This window comes from Arthrobacter sp. SO3, from assembly GCF_020532825.1.
GTDB lineage: Bacteria > Actinomycetota > Actinomycetes > Actinomycetales > Micrococcaceae > Arthrobacter.
Map to the genome: position 1 here is coordinate 1 of NZ_MQTS01000032.1, position 16,523 is coordinate 16,523.

At 66.5% G+C, this 16,523-nt stretch carries 11 protein-coding genes and 1 pseudogene; 1 reads left to right on the top strand and 11 read right to left on the bottom strand.

The features are described from left to right. The 11 genes from BJQ90_RS03590 to BJQ90_RS03640 form a co-directional block, all read right to left on the bottom strand. Nucleotides 1-809, bottom strand: an 809-nt coding sequence (locus BJQ90_RS03590; RefSeq protein ID WP_226758940.1) for a class F sortase, incomplete at its 3' end; no start/stop codon positions are given. A gap of 141 nt (nt 810-950) precedes the next feature. Further along, nucleotides 951-1,562: a hypothetical protein gene (locus BJQ90_RS03595; RefSeq protein WP_226758941.1), complete on the bottom strand. Its 612-nt coding sequence runs from the start codon at nt 1,560-1,562 to the stop codon at nt 951-953. 511 nt (nt 1,563-2,073) lie between these two features. Further along, complete coding sequence (gene metG, locus BJQ90_RS03600) at nt 2,074-3,633, bottom strand: methionine--tRNA ligase (RefSeq protein WP_226758942.1); 1,560 nt, start codon at nt 3,631-3,633, stop codon at nt 2,074-2,076. Between the two features lie 9 nt (nt 3,634-3,642). Further along, the gene (locus BJQ90_RS03605; protein WP_413463632.1) at nt 3,643-4,410 is read right to left on the bottom strand and encodes an ABC transporter ATP-binding protein; all 768 of its coding nucleotides are present in this window, start codon (nt 4,408-4,410) and stop codon (nt 3,643-3,645) included. Continuing rightward, nucleotides 4,407-7,196 (bottom strand): ABC transporter permease, encoded by a 2,790-nt coding sequence (locus BJQ90_RS03610; RefSeq protein WP_226758943.1) that lies wholly within the window; start codon nt 7,194-7,196, stop codon nt 4,407-4,409. The genes BJQ90_RS03605 and BJQ90_RS03610 overlap by 4 nt, the downstream gene beginning before the upstream one ends. A 204-nt stretch (nt 7,197-7,400) precedes the next feature. Beyond that, entirely contained in the window at nt 7,401-8,996 is a 1,596-nt protein-coding gene (serA, locus tag BJQ90_RS03615) for a phosphoglycerate dehydrogenase (protein ID WP_226758944.1), read from the bottom strand. Between the two features lie 123 nt (nt 8,997-9,119). Beyond that, the gene (ilvC, locus tag BJQ90_RS03620; protein WP_226758945.1) at nt 9,120-10,145 is read right to left on the bottom strand and encodes a ketol-acid reductoisomerase; all 1,026 of its coding nucleotides are present in this window, start codon (nt 10,143-10,145) and stop codon (nt 9,120-9,122) included. Nucleotides 10,146-10,274: 129 nt separating this feature from the next. Beyond that, nucleotides 10,275-10,787 (bottom strand): acetolactate synthase small subunit, encoded by a 513-nt coding sequence (gene ilvN / locus BJQ90_RS03625; protein ID WP_226758946.1) that lies wholly within the window; start codon nt 10,785-10,787, stop codon nt 10,275-10,277. A 2-nt stretch (nt 10,788-10,789) separates the two neighbouring features. Further along, entirely contained in the window at nt 10,790-12,688 is a 1,899-nt protein-coding gene (locus tag BJQ90_RS03630) for an acetolactate synthase large subunit (protein WP_226758947.1), read from the bottom strand. 434 nt (nt 12,689-13,122) lie between these two features. After that, a complete protein-coding gene (gene ilvD / locus BJQ90_RS03635) occupies nt 13,123-14,844 on the bottom strand; it encodes a dihydroxy-acid dehydratase (RefSeq protein ID WP_226758948.1) in 1,722 nt (573 codons plus the stop codon). Between the two features lie 128 nt (nt 14,845-14,972). Next, nucleotides 14,973-15,911 (bottom strand): LysR family transcriptional regulator, encoded by a 939-nt coding sequence (locus BJQ90_RS03640; RefSeq protein WP_226758949.1) that lies wholly within the window; start codon nt 15,909-15,911, stop codon nt 14,973-14,975. A gap of 104 nt (nt 15,912-16,015) precedes the next feature. Between BJQ90_RS03640 and BJQ90_RS03645 the strand changes: the two are divergent. Further along, nucleotides 16,016-16,523 (top strand): annotated as a pseudogene (locus tag BJQ90_RS03645) (hypothetical protein); the annotation flags it as partial.

Below are 16,523 nucleotides of genomic sequence, written 5' to 3' on the forward strand. Positions count from 1 at the left end.
AGATGTGTATAAGAGACAGCTGGAGAGGCGACCACCACGACATTCTTTCCCCAGGGATCCGCCGTGTAGCAGCTGATCAGCACCAGGCGGTTCGGAACGGCGTCCCAGACAAGGCTGTCCTTCAGGGTGGACTTGGTGTAAGTGGTCACCGAGTCCACGGCGTACCGGAGTTCACCCGTCTCCGTGGCGACAGTGATGGTATCCCCTGGTGCGGCGGCTGTGCTCAGGTGGTTGAACGGCGCGTCCAGGCCTTCCCAGCTGTGGCCGATGACATAGGTGGTGTTCGCCGATCCCGCCCCGGGCCTGCCGAAGGGAGTCAGCCAGTAGCCGTCCATGGTTTCTGGAGGAACAATGCTCCGGCTCTCAACGTCGCCACTGTCCGGTTCCAGGGGGCGGACGGCCACGTCCATGCCTGCCGCCTGGTACAAAATGCGGTGCGGGACGGAGGCCGCGGGTCCTTGGGCCGGAGGCTCCGGCGCCAAGGGCTGCTGCGCTGCGGGCTGCGCGGCGGACTCCCCGACGGGCAGCATCCCGGCGCTGGTTCCGCCCGGGGCAGGGCCTGACGACGACGCCGGCGGCCCAGAGCTTCCGGTCAGGGACGTCCCTGCCGCCTGGCCGAAGGCCGGCTGCCCGTTCCCGGTACCGGCCCCTGCCCCGGCACCGGCACCGGCACCGGACGCTGCGTAGAACAGCCACGCGGTGATGAGTCCCAGCACGCAGACCGTCAGGATGAGCATGTCCCTCGGGCTGAGCACCTGTCCGCGGATACCGGGCAAGCGGCGTCGTTGGATCTGACGGTGACGGCTCATAGCTGCTCCTGTTGACGTGCGTACCTGCGCTCGGGAGGGGAAGGCGCGGGGCCGGTGCCGCAATCGCGGCACACGCCCCGCGTCCTGCTGTTCCCTGGTCCTGCTGTTCCCTGGTCCTGCTGTCCCTGGTCCTGCTGTCCCTCAGTTCTCTGTGGTCCGGGCGAGCCTTCCGCTCCTCCAGAGCACGGTGGCCGCTCCCGCGGTCAGCACCCCGGTCAGCGCCAGCAGCCAGGCGGGAATCCCGGTGTCAGCGGTACGGTCCACCGCGGTCTGGACGTTGTAGCCGACATTCGTCTTTTTGACGACCGCAGCGGCAGCCTTCGGAGCCACGACAACAGCAGCAGGCGGCGTGACATCCGATACCGGTGTCGTCTCCGCCGGGGTTTCATCCACCGGCCCCGGAGTTTCGTCCACAGGGCCGGGTGTTTCATCCACCGGATCGGGCGTGTGGTCCACCGGGGGAACAACGACGGAAGCGCAACCATTGGCCAGGAACGCCAGGTTCGCGGTGCTCAGGTTCAGTCCGCCGGGAAAAAGATCCCCGTCGTTGGCGGGGACAATGTCCAAGGTGTCGTCCGCATGGGCTTTCAGGGCACTAAGGTCGATTGTCACGGGGACGAACGGGTTTTCCGCCGAGCTCGTCGCATGGCAGATCGTGATTTTCTTCTCCGCTGGCGGTGCCGCGTTGGCAGACACCGCGGCTGTCATCATCCCCAGCCCCACAACCCCCAGTGTGGCAATTACTCGTCTCATGTTCCGTCGCTCCGTCTCGTCAGGTTTAAATTCGCTTGACCGCGCGCGGAGTAACCGTCCTCGAGACCCAGGAAAACAACTATTCGAGACCTCAAACAGCGACGTGAACGGTGACAGCTACTCCCCAGCGGTGTCGTCAGTTCGCTTGCTCTCTCAGGCTAGGCGGGCCGCCCCGGCCGGGTCGTGAGTAGTCGCTACTCGTCTACCGGGTGGGTTTTACCCTCTTTCCCGCGCGGAGTACTCAGATCAGCGGCGATCTACTACTTCCCGGTAGCTTTCTTCGGCGCCAGGCCCGGGCGCCGGCCCGCAAAATCCGCATAATTACCCGGAAACCTTGCAGAAACTCCCGTGAGTACAACAAAAATACTCCCCCAACTTTCGCCAGGTGAGGGAGTGTTTCGCGGCGGTCCGCAAAGTGTGAAGCAGCGCAGCATTCGCCGAGGTGACACTTCGCGCCCATGCCGTCGCCGGACATGGGCGCGAAGTCTCACCTCGGCGAAGTGGCGGGCGGTCAGGCCTCGGCGGGCTCCTCGTACTTCGGGAAGACCGGGGCCGGGGCGGGCAGCGGCGTTCCGGCTTCGATCGCTGAGGCCAGGGCGGCGAACTCCCGCGCCTCGCCCTCCGGCTGGCCCAGGGTGGCCAGGATGGACGCCGCGGCTGCCGGCATGACCGGCTGGGCCAGGATGGCGACGATCCGCAGCACCTCGAGGGTGACGTACAGGACGGTGTTCATTCGCTCAACGTCGGTCTTCCGCAGCACCCAGGGCGCCTGCTCGGCGAAGTAGGCGTTGGTGTCGCCCAGGACGGCCCAGATTGCTTCCAGGGCGCGGCTGAACTCCTGCTTTTCAAACGCTGCGCGGGAGATGTCCAGCAGCCCGTTCGCCTGCCCCAGCAGTGCGGCGTCCGCTGCGCTGAAACCGCCCGGGACGGGAACGGCGCCGTCGCAGTTCTTCGCGACCATAGACAGCGAACGCTGGGCCAGGTTGCCGAAGTTGTTGGCCAGGTCCGCGTTCATCCGGCCCACGATGGCGTCGTGGCTGTAGGAGCCGTCCGCACCGAAGGGCACTTCGCGGAGCAGGAAGAAACGCACCTGGTCCAGGCCGTACTGGGCAACCCAGTCCGCCGGGGCAACCACGTTGCCGAGCGACTTGGACATCTTGACGCCCTGGTTGTGCAGGAAGCCGTGGATCATGACGCGCCTGGGCAGTTCCAGCCCGGCCGACATCAGGAACGCCGGCCAGTAGACGGCGTGGAAGCGGGAGATGTCCTTGCCGATCACGTGGACATCCGCCGGCCAGTACTTTTGGAACAGCTCCGATTCGGTGTCGGGGAAGCCGACGCCGGTCAGGTAGTTCGTCAGCGCGTCCACCCAGACGTACATCACGTGCTCCGGGTTGCCCGGCACGGGGACGCCCCAGTCGAAGGAGGTGCGGCTGATCGAGAGGTCCTCGAGGCCGCCCTTGACGAAGCTGACGACCTCGTTGAAGCGGTTGTGCGGCGCGCCGAAGGAGGGGTGGTCCGCGTAGAGGGCCAGCAGCCTGTCCTGGTAGGCGGAAAGCTTGAAGAAGTAGCTCTCCTCCTCGGTCCAGGTCACTTCGGTGCCGGTTTCGGACGCATAGCGCAGGCCGTCGGCCTGCACCTCGGTCTCGTCCTCGACGAAGTACCGCTCGTCGCGGACCGAATACCAGCCGGCGTACTTGGAGAGGTAGATGTCGCCGTTGGCTTCCATCCGCTGCCAGAGCGCTTTGGCGGCCTCATAGTGGTCCGGGTCGGTGGTGCGGATGAAACGGCTCAGGGAGATGCCGAGGTCATCGCTCATCTGTCGGAACGCGCCCGAGTTGCGGTCGGCGAGCTCCTTGACAGGGATGCCTTCCTTTTCCGCCGTCTGCTGCATCTTGAGGCCGTGCTCGTCCGTGCCGGTCATGAAGAACACGTCGAAGCCGTCCAGGCGCTTGAAGCGCGCCATCGCATCGGTGGCGATGACCTCGTAGGCGTGGCCGATGTGCGGCACACCATTGGGGTAGCTGATGGCCGTCGTGATGTAGAACGGGGTCTTCTCGGAAGATGTCACAGTTTTAACCTAGATCAGTTCGGTGAGGGTATCGCTCTGGCGGACAAGTTCGTGGTCATGTGAAGCGACCAGCACGGCGATGCCGTCCGAGGTCGTGTCCTTGAGGATGCTGATGATGCGGTTGGCCGACGCCCGGTCCAGGCTGGCGGTCGGCTCATCGACCACCAGCACCCGGGTCCCGAGGATCAGGGCGCGGGCGATTGCGACGCGCTGGCGTTCACCGCCGGAGAGCTGGGCCGGCCGGTGGCGCATGCGCCGGCCCAGGCCGACGAGGTCCAGGAGGTCCTTGGCCATGTCGCGGCGTTTGTCCACCTCACCGTCGGGGACGGCGGGCAGCAGCACGTTCTCGAGGGCACTCATCCCGTCGATCAGGGCGCCGCCCTGGTCGACGTAGCCAATCAGGGCGCGGCGGCGGTCGGCGATCTCGTCATCGCCCATGGTTTCGAGGGAGTCGCCCTCCCAGAACACCCGGCCCGACGTCGGCAGCGTCAGTCCGGCGCCGACAGTCAGGATGCTGGTCTTGCCCGAGCCGCTGCGGCCGGCGACGCAGTGCATCTCGCCGGCGTGCAGCGTCATGTTGAAGTCGTCCACCACATTGACCGCTTCGGCGCCGCCCTTGCCGCCGCCGTAGTGGATCGTGATGTTGCTGAGCTCCAGCGGTGTGGCGTGGTCGGTGGCCTTCACGATCGTGTTGGCCCGCGTCTTGTGGCCACCGCGGCGGGTGCTCGCCGTCATCCGGTCGTGAGCCTCACGGTCGAGGTTGAGGTCGTTGTTCATCGGACCACTTTCGTTGCAATTGGAATCCAGCAAAGTACAGCCACGAGCCCGGCGACAGCGGCCCAGAGTGCGGCATAGGGGGCGAGGAGCAGGCCTACGCCCAGGGCACCGAGGACGCCGAGCGGCAGCGCGACCGTCCCCACCATGGCATTTTCGAAGAAGCGGACCTGACCGAGCATGTCCGGGTTCCAGCCCATGGCCTGCAGCGTGCCGAGGTACTGGCGCTTGGCCTGCAGTTCGAAGCGGCCGGTGACCATGGTCAGCAGCAGCCCGACGGCGACACCGGACACTCCGAGGATGATGCTCGGCAGCGCGATGGACGTGGCGGCCAGGCCACTGAGCGCACTCGCTCCGGCGGCCCGGGGTATGTCGATGAGCAGCGCGACCATCCCGCCGACCGCGGCGGCAAAAACGCCGACGGCGACGGCCAGGGAAATGGTGTTGAACTTGTTGGTGCTCAACTGCCGGTTGGCGAAGGTCAGCGGCGAATCCACGGCGATGAGCCGTTCATCGTGCTGCGGTTCCTGGTCCACGACGTCGCGGTGGCGCAGCTGCTGGGCGGCGAAGAACGCCGCGCCCGCATAGAGCACCAGCACGGAGGCCGAGACGATCGCCGTGGCAGGGTTCCAGCTGACCAGGCTGAGGATGATTCCGGCGAGGGCCAGCAGGGCCGCGCCGACCCCAAATTCGGCAAGCACCCAGGACCGGATCCGGCGTTGGGTCCAGCCCATGGCGCGCAGGGTTCCGGCCTCGCTGCGGCGTTTGCGGACGTAGCTGACGGTCGAGGCGCCGGTGAGCAGGGCGGCTCCGCAGAGCGTGAGGAAGAGCAGGGTCAGGTTGGTGGCGGTGAGGGACCCGGAGACGGCGTCCGCGGCGTCCTGGCGTACCCACGACTGCTGGACGGTGCCGAGCGGGGACTCCTTGCCGGCGTCGTCCTTGGAGTAGCCGGGGACGAAGATGCTGGCGTCCTCACGGGCAGAGCCGGCAACGATCGTTGCCTGCAGGCCCATGTCGCGGATCTCGTTGGCGAGCTTCTCCACGTCGGGCTGGGCTTCCTTCCAGCTGCCGGGCACCTTGGCCCGCACGCGCACCGCATCGATCACGGAGGCGTTGTCCGTGTAGCCACGGGCGGCGGCGAGGCCGTAGAAGTCCGTGATGGCGCCGGCGGACTGGCTGGCCAGGCCCGTGGCGCTCAGGGAGGGCTTGAGCTCGGTGTTCCCGGCGTCCTTGCCGGAGGCGTCCTTGGTCAGTGTGAAAGGGGTGGGATCGTAGCCGCCCAGGGGCAGGCGGTTGACGTCGCCGGCGGCCTTCTTGACCGTCTCGGCGTCGAACGTTCCGTAGACCATGGCGAGCGGTGTGGCGAGCTTCTTGCCGGTCTCGAGGTTTTCGCGGTAGGAGCGCTCGTCGACGGGCTTGCGCTGGGTCTGGTCCACGGGGGCCCCGTTGGCCGCTTTCTCGGGGAGGCGGTTCACGGTTACCCAGTCGCCGGGGATGGCGCTCTTGTCCACGGCGCCGTTGCCTGCGGTTTGACCGTCCTTGTACTTCGGGGCGGCGGCGAAGTCGGTGCTCCAGGTGGCGGGGTTGTAGAGGCCCTGGCTGAAGGTTGCGGTGTCACCGAGCAGCTGCGAGAGGTCCTTGGACCCGGGCCAGGCCAGGGCGAACGGGGACTTGGAGACGAACGGGAGGTAGTCCTTGTCCAGCGAGCGGGTCACGGTCCCGACGTCCTTGGTGACGTTGCCGGAGGCGTCGATCTCCTCGACCTTGACCGAGTACTTGAGGTCGAGGGAGGTGCCGGAGCGCACAATCAGCGGGATCGCCTGCGAGTCCGCGGTGAGCAGGCCGCTGTTCTTGGCCTGCTGGTACTGGCTCATCATCGGCGCCCAGTACTTGAGCTTGACGCCGAGGAAATCGGGGCCTTCCTTGAGTTCGTCCATGCCGATGCCGGTGGTGAAGAGGCTCTCCAAGTGCCGGCCGATTGCCCCGGCGTTGCGGGCATCGGCGGGCGGCGCCTTCTCCAGCGGGGCGAGGAAGTCGCCGGCGCTGCCGAGCAGGGCACGTTCGGAGACGGGGTCGACGGCGACGACGGATTCGGTCACCTGCGGCGCGAGCGGCAGGGAGACGGAGAGGTTGAAGAGGTTGTGCTCGGAGCCGCCGGCCGGAGCCGGGAACTTGATGCCGGTCTCCCCTGCCGGGCCCGCGATGCGGACGTTCTTGCCGCCGGCGACCTGTTCCTCGATGAGCTTCGCCTTGCCGAGGGAGCCCTCGGCCATGGTCTTGAACAGGGTGTGCTCGGACTGGCCGTCGGAGCTGACGGCACTGGCGGTGAGCCGGTATTTTTTCGGCGTGTCGGACAGGACCGACTCCGCGGCGGGCCATTTGCTCGGATCGGTGGCGCTGGGGTCCCCGGCGGTTCCGGCGAGTCCGGCGTTGAAGCCGAGGTAGTCGGTGGCATCCAGGCGCGGGGACTCAAGGTTCTGCGTGACGCGGGAGACAAGGCTGATCGGCGCCGCCACGGAGGTGCCGGAGAGCTTCCGGAGGGAGTCCAGTTGTTCGAAGCTGATGCCGCCCTGGCCGGTGGCGATTTCCGGCTGCATCAGGCCGCCGTTGTTGTCGGGCTTGGCCTGGACCAGAATGTCGTAGAGCCCCCGCGAGTTCTGGTCAACCGTCCGGTTCAAAGCGGCCTGCGACTGACCCTGCACGAGGACCGAGAGGCACATGGCCACGATCAAAATGGACGCGGTCAGCAGAAGCACTCGGCTTCTGATGAACCTCTGGACGGCGTTCATTGGGCTCCTGAAAGCTGGATTGCGTGCGCACACCGAAGTTCATTCCATGCGGAAGTGAAGGCGTCCCCTGCCGGGTGTGCAAAAGTAAAGGCCGGGCTGCCGGCCGGATCCGAAAATCGGACGTAGCCATTGTACGCAGACCGGCCATGCGTTCGTGGACACCGGCTGCGGTCAGAACCGCCGCCGGTGTCCACGGTGAAGACATCAGTCCTCGAGGTCGACCTCGCGCACCATGTCAGCGCCAATTCCGGCCTTGATGGCGTCCAGAACCTGCTGCGGGACAGAGCTGTCGATGGTCAGCAGGGCGAGCACCTGGCCGCCCTCGTCCTGCCGGGCAACCTGCATGCCGGCGATGTTGATGTTGTTCATGCCAAGGATGTGGCCGATGGTGCCGATCACGCCGGGGCGGTCCGAGTAGGCCACCACCACGAGGTGTTCGCTGATCGGAATCTCCACCTCGAAGCCGTTGATCCCCACGAGCTTCTGGACCTGCTTGGGGCCCGTCAGGGTTCCGGCCACGGAGATCTGCGTGCCATCGCTGAGGGCGCCGCGCAGGGTCAGCACGTTGCGGTAGGACTCGGTGTCCGGCGTCGTGAGCAGGCGGACGTTGATGCCGCGCTGCTCGGCGATCACGGGGGCGTTGACGTAGGAGACCTGTTCGGTCACGATGTCGGCGAAAATGCCCTTGAGTGCCGCGAGTTCGAGCACCTTGACGTCGAGGGAGGCGATTTCTCCGGCGACCTCGACATCAAACTGGGTGAGCGAGGCGTGTGTCATCGCGGTGAAGATGCGGCCCAGCTTTTCCATCAGCGGGATGCCCGGGCGGACGTCCGGGGCAATCACGCCGCCGGCCACGTTGACCGCGTCGGGAACGAGTTCCCCGGCCAGGGCCAGGCGGACGGATCTGGCGACCGAGACGCCGGCCTTCTCCTGCGCTTCGTCCGTGGACGCGCCCAGGTGCGGGGTGACCACGACGTTGTCGAGCTTGAAGAACGGCAGGTCGGTGCTGGGTTCCTTGACGAAGACGTCGACGCCGGCACCGGCGATTTCGCCGGACTCCAGGGCGGCGTAGAGGGCTTCCTCGTCGACGAGGCCGCCGCGGGCGACGTTGACGACGTACGCGGTGCTCTTCATCTTCTTGAACGCCTCGGCGCCGAGCATGCCGACGGTCTCGGGCGTCTTGGGCATGTGGATGCTGATGAAGTCCGACTGCGCCAGGAGCTCGTCGAGGGTCACCAGCTGGACGCCCAGCTGCGCGGCGCGGGCCGAGGTGATGTAGGGATCGTAGGCGAGGATCTTGGTGTCGAAGCCCTTGAGGCGGGCGGCGACGAGGGCGCCGATCCGGCCGAGGCCGATGATGCCGATCTTCTTCTCAAAGAGTTCGATGCCGGTGTACTTGGAGCGCTTCCACTCGCCGTCCTTGAGCGCGGCGCTGGCCTGCGGGATGTGGCGGGCAAGGCTGAGGATGTGCCCGACCGTGAGTTCCGCGGCGGAGACGATGTTCGAGGTGGGCGCGTTCACCACCATGACACCGGCCTGTGTGGCGGCCTTGATGTCGACGTTGTCGAGGCCGACGCCTGCGCGGGCGATGACCTTCAGGTTCTTCGCGGCGGCGATGGCCTCGGCGTCGAGCTGGGTGGCGGAGCGGACCAGGATCGCGTCGACGTCGGCGATCGCAGAGAGCAGCTGGGAACGGTCGGCGCCGTCGGTCTGCCGGATTTCAAAATCCGGGCCAAGGGCCTCGATCGTGGCGGGCGAAAGTTCCTCAGCGAGGAGTACTACAGGTTTGGCGCTTGTCACCGGTGACCTCTTTAGCTCTCTTGTATATCAGGTGGGGATTTTGGTGCTGGATAGAAACAGGTGCTGCATTAAAGCAGGGAAGCCGGACCCCAGTTGGCGTCCGGCTCCCCTGCCGGTCAGTGCTTAGCGGGCCACTGAGCCTTCGGTGTAGTCGTCTTCGTTCTTGATCCAGGAGAACAGCTTGCGCAGTTCGCGGCCGGTGGCCTCGATCGGGTGGTCCTCGCCCTTCTTGCGCAGAGCCTTGAACTCGGGGGCTCCTGCGTCCTGGTCGTCGATGAAGCGCTTGGCGAAGGTGCCGTCCTGGATGTCCGCCAGGACAGCCTTCATGTTTTCCTTCACGTCCGGGGTGATCACGCGCGGGCCGGAGACGTAGTCGCCGTATTCCGCCGTGTCCGAGACGCTCCAGCGCTGCTTGGCGATGCCGCCCTCAACCATGAGGTCCACGATGAGCTTGAGCTCGTGCAGCACCTCGAAGTAGGCAACCTCGGGCTTGTAACCGGCTTCGGTGAGGACCTCGAAGCCGTACTGGATCAGCTGGGAGGCGCCGCCACACAGGACAGCCTGCTCGCCGAAGAGGTCCGTCTCGGTCTCTTCGGTGAAGGTGGTCTCGATGACGCCGGCGCGGGTGCCGCCGATGGCCTTGGCGTAGGACAGGGCCAGTTCCTTGGCCTTGCCGGACGGGTTCTGCTCGACGGCGATCAGGTCCGGCACGCCGCGGCCGGCCTCGAATTCGCGGCGGACGATGTGGCCCGGGCCCTTGGGGGCAACGAGGGCGACGTCGACGTCTGCCGGGGGCTTGATGTAGCCGTAGCGGATGTTGAAGCCATGGCCGAAGAACAGGGCGTCGCCCGGCTGCAGGTTCGGTGCGATGTCTTCGGCGTACACGTGGCGCTGGACCTGGTCCGGGGTGAGGACCATGATGAGGTCGGCTTCGGCGACGGCGTCCTTGACGTTCAGGACGCGCAGGCCTTCGGCCTCGGCCTTGGCGCGGGACTTGGAGTCTTCCTTGAGGCCGACGCGGACGTCGACGCCGGAATCGCGCAGGCTAAGGGCGTGGGCGTGGCCCTGGGAGCCGTAACCGATGACGGCGACGGTGCGGCCCTGGATGATCGACAGGTCGGCGTCGTCGTCGTAGAACATTTCAGTCACTGGGGTGTCTCCTTTGAATGGATTCTTGGGTGGTGCTTGTCGGTGAAATTTCGCTAAACCTGGTGTGGTGCTGCGGCAGGTCCCGTCCGCTGCTGAGGGCGTGCCCCCGGCTGTGTTCCGCGCTGTGTCCTAGGCGCTGCGCAGGGCCCTGTCACTCATGGAGCGGGATCCCCGCCCGACGGCCAGGGTGCCGGACTGCACGATTTCGCGGATACCGAAAGGCTCGAGCACTGAGAGCAGTGCCGTGAGCTTTTCGGGGTGGCCTGTCGCCTCAATGACAACCGACTCTGTGGAGACGTCGACCACTGATGCGCGGAACAGGTCTGCAGCCTGGGTAACCTGCAGCCGTGTAGCGGCATCTGCACGTACCTTGACCAGGATGTGGTCACGCTGTACGGAAGATTCTGGGGTGAGCTCAACGATCTTGATCACGTTGACCAGCTTGTTCAGCTGCTTGGTGATCTGTTCGACCAGCTCACCGTCGGCGTCGACGACGACGGTCATCCGGGACATGCCCGGTACTTCCGTCGGCCCGACGGCCAGGGAGTTGATGTTGAAGGCCCGGCGGGCGAAGAGGCTGGCGACGCGGGTCAGCACACCAGGCTTGTCTTCGACCAGAACGGACAGTGTGTGGCGGGTCATGTTCAGTCCTCCTCTTCCCATTCCGGGGTCATGTTGCGGGCAACCTGGATCTGGTCGTTGCTGACTCCGGAGGGGACCATCGGCCACACCATGGAGTTGGGGCTCACGACAAAGTCAATGACCACGGGGCGGTCGTTGATTTCCAGGGCCTTCTGGATGGTGGCGTCGATGTCCTCGTCGCGGTCGCAGCGGAAGGAAGCGCAGCCGTAGGCGTCCGCGAGCTTGACGAAGTCCGGGATCCGGACGGTGTCGTGGCCGGTGTTGAGGTCGGTGTTGGAGTAACGGCCCTCGTAGAACAGGGTCTGCCACTGCCGCACCATGCCCAGCGAGGAGTTGTTGATGATGGCGACCTTGATCGGGATCTTGTTGATCGCGCAGGTGGCCAGTTCCTGGTTGGTCATCTGGAAGCAGCCGTCGCCGTCGATCGCCCACACCACCCGGTCCGGGGCGCCCACCTTGGCGCCCATGGCGGCCGGTACGGCGTAGCCCATGGTGCCGGCCCCGCCGGAGTTCAGCCAGGCGTGGGGGCGCTCGTACTTGATGAACTGTGAGGCCCACATCTGGTGCTGGCCGACGCCCGCGACGTACACGCCTTCCGGGCCCGTGAGGGCGCCGATGCGTTCGATCACGCGCTGCGGGGCGCTGAGGCCGTCGTCCGGTTCGGTCCAGCCCAGCGGGTAGGTCTCCTTGAGGTTGTTCAGGAAGGTCCACCAGTTGGTGTAGTCCGGGGTGCCGGAGACGGCGAACAGGGCGCGCAGGGCTTCGCTCAGTTCCGGGATGATTTCCTTGACCGAGCCCACGATCGGCACGTCGGCGGTGCGGTTCTTGGAGATTTCGGCCGGGTCGATGTCCGCGTGGATGACCTTGGCGTTGGGGGCGAAGGACTTCAGGACACCGGTCACCCGGTCGTCGAAGCGTGCCCCGAGCGTGATCAGCAGGTCCGACTGCTGCAGGGCGGTCACGGCCGAGACCGTGCCGTGCATGCCCGGCATGCCGACATGCTGCGGGTGCGAGTCGGGGAAGACGCCGCGGGCCATCAGGGTGGTGACCACGGGGGCGCCCGAGAGTTCAGCGAGCTCCAGCAGTTCCGCGGAGGCGTGTGCCTTGCTGACGCCGCCGCCCACGTAGAGCACGGGCTTGCTGGCCGCCGCGATGAGCCGGGCGGCCTCGCGGACCTGTTTGTTGTGGCCGCGGAGCACCGGGTGGTAGCCGGGCAGGTCGATCTTGGGCGGCCAGGAGAAGGTCATCTGACCCTGCTGGGCGTCCTTGGCGACGTCGACCAGGACGGGACCCGGGCGGCCGGTCGAGGCAAGGTGGAACGCCTCCGCCATCACGTGCGGGATGTCGTTGGGGTCGGTGACCAGGAAGGAGTGCTTCGTGATCGGCATGGTGATGCCGACGATGTCCGCCTCCTGGAAGGCATCGGTGCCGATGACGCCGCTGGAGACCTGGCCGGTGATGGCCACCATGGGCACGGAGTCCATGTGGGCATCCATGATGGCGGTAACGAGGTTGGTGGCACCCGGACCCGAGGTGGCGATGCAGACGCCAACCCGTCCGGTGACCATGGCGTAGCCTTGCGCGGCGTGGCCGGCTCCCTGTTCGTGACGGACCAGAATGTGGTTCATTCGGGAAGCCATCAAGGGGTCATAGGTGGGCAGGATCGCGCCACCGGGCAAACCAAAAATGTCGTCAACGCCGAGTTCTTCGAGCGAGCGGACGATTGCTTGTGAACCGGTCATCACCGTCGGGGGTACGACGTTGTTCGGCCCAAGGACAGGAGAGACAGCAGCAGTGTCGACGCCGGCATCGGCCGGACGTGCGACGCGTTCCGAAGCCTTGGAGGCTCCAGCGGACTTAGCGGCCATCAGCGAGGGGCTGATCGGCGATCCTTTGCTCATCGGACTCTTCCTTTGTGGATCTACGGTTGGATCTTCGGTGATCGTGGAACTGCTGGTACTGCATGATGCTGGTTCTGCCGGTGCTGCGGAAATAAAAAAACCCCTCAGCCTGACGGCTCTTCGAGGGGTTTGCGCGTGACGGTTCGTTACCAGTCGGGCTATGGAGCCACGCGCCTGGTAAGGACGACGACGCCGGCGGTAACGAATGCGATCATGCGTTCAGTTTTCCCTCTTAGTGAGACACGTGTCAACGAGCCCGCACTCTGTCTCACTATTTGGACTTCATTGTCCACTGGTTGATCCCTGCCCACCCCCGGCGGCCCGGCAGCATTCGGCGGCGGTCGGCGGCCTCCTGCCCCAAGCGCACGGCGCGGACGCCGTTCGCCTGGGGCCCCGGAGGCTCCCTCAGGCCGGGTTACCCGTGCTTATCGGCATTACCCGCAGTAGGCGCCGGTGGAGGCGCTGTGGACGAGCTTGGCGTACTTGGCGAGCACACCCTTGGTGAACTTGGCCGGAAGCGGCTCCCAGCCGACCTTGCGGGCTTCGAGCTCCGCCTCGTCGACCAGGAGGTCGAAGCTGCGGGCTGCGATGTCCACGCGGATCCGGTCACCGTCCTTGACGAAGGCGATGGGGCCGCCGTCAACTGCCTCCGGGGCAACGTGGCCGATGCACAGGCCCGTGGTTCCGCCGGAGAAGCGGCCGTCGGTCAGCAGCAGCACGTCCTTGCCCAGGCCGGCACCCTTGATGGCGCCGGTGATGGCGAGCATTTCGCGCATGCCCGGTCCGCCCTTGGGGCCCTCGTAGCGGATGACGACGACGTCGCCCGCTTTGATCTGGCCCTTGTCGAGCGCATCGAGGGCACCCTGTTCGCGTTCGAACACGCGGGCGGTTCCCTCAAAGACGTCGGCGTCAAAGCCGGCGCTCTTGACCACGGCACCCTCGGGAGCCATCGTGCCGTGCAGGATGGTGATCCCACCGGTCTTGTGGATGGGGTTGTCCATGGCCCGGAGGATCTTGCCGTCCAGGTCCGGCGGGTTGATCGCCGCGAGGTTTTCCGCGACGGTCTTGCCCGTGACGGTGAGGCAGTCGCCGTGGATCAGGCCGGCGTCGAGCAGTGCACGCATGATGACGGGCACGCCGCCGATCTTGTCGACGTCGGTCATCACATAGCGGCCGAACGGCTTGAGGTCGCCCAGGTGCGGGATCTTGTCGCCGATGCGGTTGAAGTCCTCGAGCGTGAGGTCCACTTCGGCCTCCCGGGCGATGGCCAGCAGGTGCAGGACGGCGTTGGTGGAACCACCGAAGGCCATGGTGACGGCGATGGCGTTTTCGAAGGCCTTCTTGGTCATGATGTCCCGGGCGGTGATGCCCAGGCGGAGCAGGTTGACCACGGCTTCGCCGGACTTGTGTGCAAAGACGTCGCGGCGGCGGTCTGCCGAGGGCGGGGCCGCCGAGCCGGGGAGGGACATGCCCAGCGCCTCGCCGATGCAGGCCATGGTGTTGGCCGTGTACATGCCGCCGCAGGCGCCTTCGCCCGGGCAGATGGCTTTTTCGATGCGGGTCAGGTCTTCGAGGCTCATTTTGCCGGCTGCGCAGGCGCCGACGGCTTCGAAGGCGTCGATGAGGGTGACTTCCTTTTCGGAGCCGTCCTCGAGCTTGACCCAGCCGGGCATGATGGAGCCGGCGTAGAGGAAGACGGCGGCGAGGTCCAGGCGGGCGGCTGCCATGAGCATGCCCGGAAGGGATTTGTCGCAGCCGGCCAAGAGCACCGAGCCGTCGATCCGTTCGGCCTGCATAACGGTTTCAACGGAGTCGGCGATGACTTCGCGGGAAACCAGCGAGAAGTGCATGCCCTCGTGTCCCATGGAGATGCCGTCCGAGACGGAGATGGTGCCGAACTGCATCGGGAAGCCGCCACCGGCGTGGACGCCTTCTTTGGCGCCCTGGGCCAGCCGGTTCAGGGAGAGGTTGCAGGGAGTGATTTCATTCCACGAGCTGGCCACGCCAATTTGGGGTTTGGCGAAGTCGTCGTCGCCCATGCCGACCGCCCGGAACATCCCGCGCGCGGGCGCGGCGTGGATTCCGTCGGTGACGACCCGGCTGCGGGGCTTGATGTCCGGTTTGGTCTCTGTCGCTGTTTGGGTGTCCTCACTCATGGGTCAAAGTCTAGGGCTCCCCCGCGGGACGCAACGACCCGGAAGGGCGCATTAAGCGGAAAACCGGGAATATTGCGACCAAATAGTGGACGTCCGTCTCACCAGATGGACTCCCCCTGTGCCGTATGTCAATTAAGGTGAGCTGCGTCACGCAGTTCCGGGGCTTCGGCGACGGACTGCGCCTCGGCCTTGAGCAGGGTGAGCACCTGCTGGATGGTGGTCCGCGCCGCGACATCGGGCCGCGCCAGCGCAACAATGCTGCGGCTGGCCTTAACCCCGGCCAGCGGGCGCAGGACGAACCCGCGCCCCTGGTTTTTCAGCGCCGTATAGCGCGGCAGCAGGCTGAGCCCGTGTCCGGCGCTGACCAGGGCCTCGAGGACCCGGAGGTCGGGGAACGTCTGCGCGCGGACCGCGGGGGAATCGGCCTGAACTTCGATCTGGCGGAGCACCGTGTCGAACGGGAAGCCTTCGGGCACTCCCATCCACGGGAAGCCGATCACGTCTTCGGCCCGCAGCGTCGACTTGCCTGCGAGCGCATGGCCCTCGGGGACTGCGACGTCGAGGGGTTCGTCCAGGAGCGGCACCACCGTCAGCCCCAGCCGGGCAAAGACGTCGGGCCCGTCGACGCTGTGCGCCAAAACGATGTCGTAGTCGGCAGTGAGACCGGCGAATCCGGCCACGTTGGGATCCTCGAAGTGCGCCTCGAAGTGGAGTCCGTCGATGGCCTTGACGCGGTGCAGGAGGCCGGGGAGGAACATCTCGGCGGCGCTCGGGAAGAACGCTGCCCTGACATGAGTCTGCCAGCCGCGCCGGTACGTGTCGATGGTGGCCTCCGCGCGGGCCATGGCGGTGGACACCTCCGCGGCCGCACCCGCCATGGCGAGTCCGGCCTCCGTGAGCCGCACACCCCGGCCCGATTTCTTGACCAGGACAACGCCCAGCTCCTCCTGGAGGGTCTTCAACTGCTGCGAGACGGCGGAGGGCGTCACCTTCATTGCCTCAGCGGTGGCGCCGACCGTGCCGCGGTCGGCCAGTTCACGGAGAATCCGCAGTCTCTTGAAATCCATGAAGTGAGGCTACAGGGCGGCGGCCGGGAGGCTGGACAGCCCCCTTCGGGCAGACGTACGGTCAAACGACGGCAACCTTGCCTCATGGACAGAAAGGCTCTGCTATGGATTGGATCATCTGGCTCGTCGTCATCGTGGCGATTGTCGCCATCGTGTGGTGGCTGCTGAACCGCAACAGCGCACGCAGCAAGTCCGGCTCCGGCGCCGCTGGCACCGGGACCGGGACCGGGACCGCAGCCACCCACGATTCCACCCCTTCCCATCTGCACGACGCCGGCCACGATGCCAGCCCCCGCAGCGCCGTTTCCGGCGGCGGTCCTGCCGCGACTGGCGCCGCGACCTTGCCCGCTGCTGAAGCTTCCCCAGCCGCCGAGAGGTCAGGCGCCGCGACCTCGCCGGCCGCTGAAGCGGCCCCAGCCGCGGAGAACCCGGAATGGGAAACCCAATGGTCCGAGACACCGCCGGCTGAACCGCACGCCGCCCTCCACCAGGAGCCGGCCCACGGCGCCGCCCACGGCGACCACGTGATGGAAGCGCCCGCGGCCGGGGCGGCGGCCGCTGCAAGCGCCCCGGTGCACCATCCGGAATACACGGAGCCCCACGCCCCCACCC

Coding starts and splice junctions, on each gene's coding strand:
- BJQ90_RS03595 (WP_226758941.1), bottom strand. CDS start 1,562: ATGAGACGAGTAATTGCCACACTGGGGGTTGTGGGGCTGGGGATGATG.
- BJQ90_RS03605 (WP_413463632.1), bottom strand. CDS start 4,410: ATGAACAACGACCTCAACCTCGACCGTGAGGCTCACGACCGGATGACG.
- BJQ90_RS03610 (WP_226758943.1), bottom strand. CDS start 7,196: ATGAACGCCGTCCAGAGGTTCATCAGAAGCCGAGTGCTTCTGCTGACC.
- ilvN (WP_226758946.1), bottom strand. CDS start 10,787: ATGACCCGCCACACACTGTCCGTTCTGGTCGAAGACAAGCCTGGTGTG.
- BJQ90_RS03630 (WP_226758947.1), bottom strand. CDS start 12,688: ATGAGCAAAGGATCGCCGATCAGCCCCTCGCTGATGGCCGCTAAGTCC.
- ilvD (WP_226758948.1), bottom strand. CDS start 14,844: ATGAGTGAGGACACCCAAACAGCGACAGAGACCAAACCGGACATCAAG.
- BJQ90_RS03640 (WP_226758949.1), bottom strand. CDS start 15,911: ATGGATTTCAAGAGACTGCGGATTCTCCGTGAACTGGCCGACCGCGGC.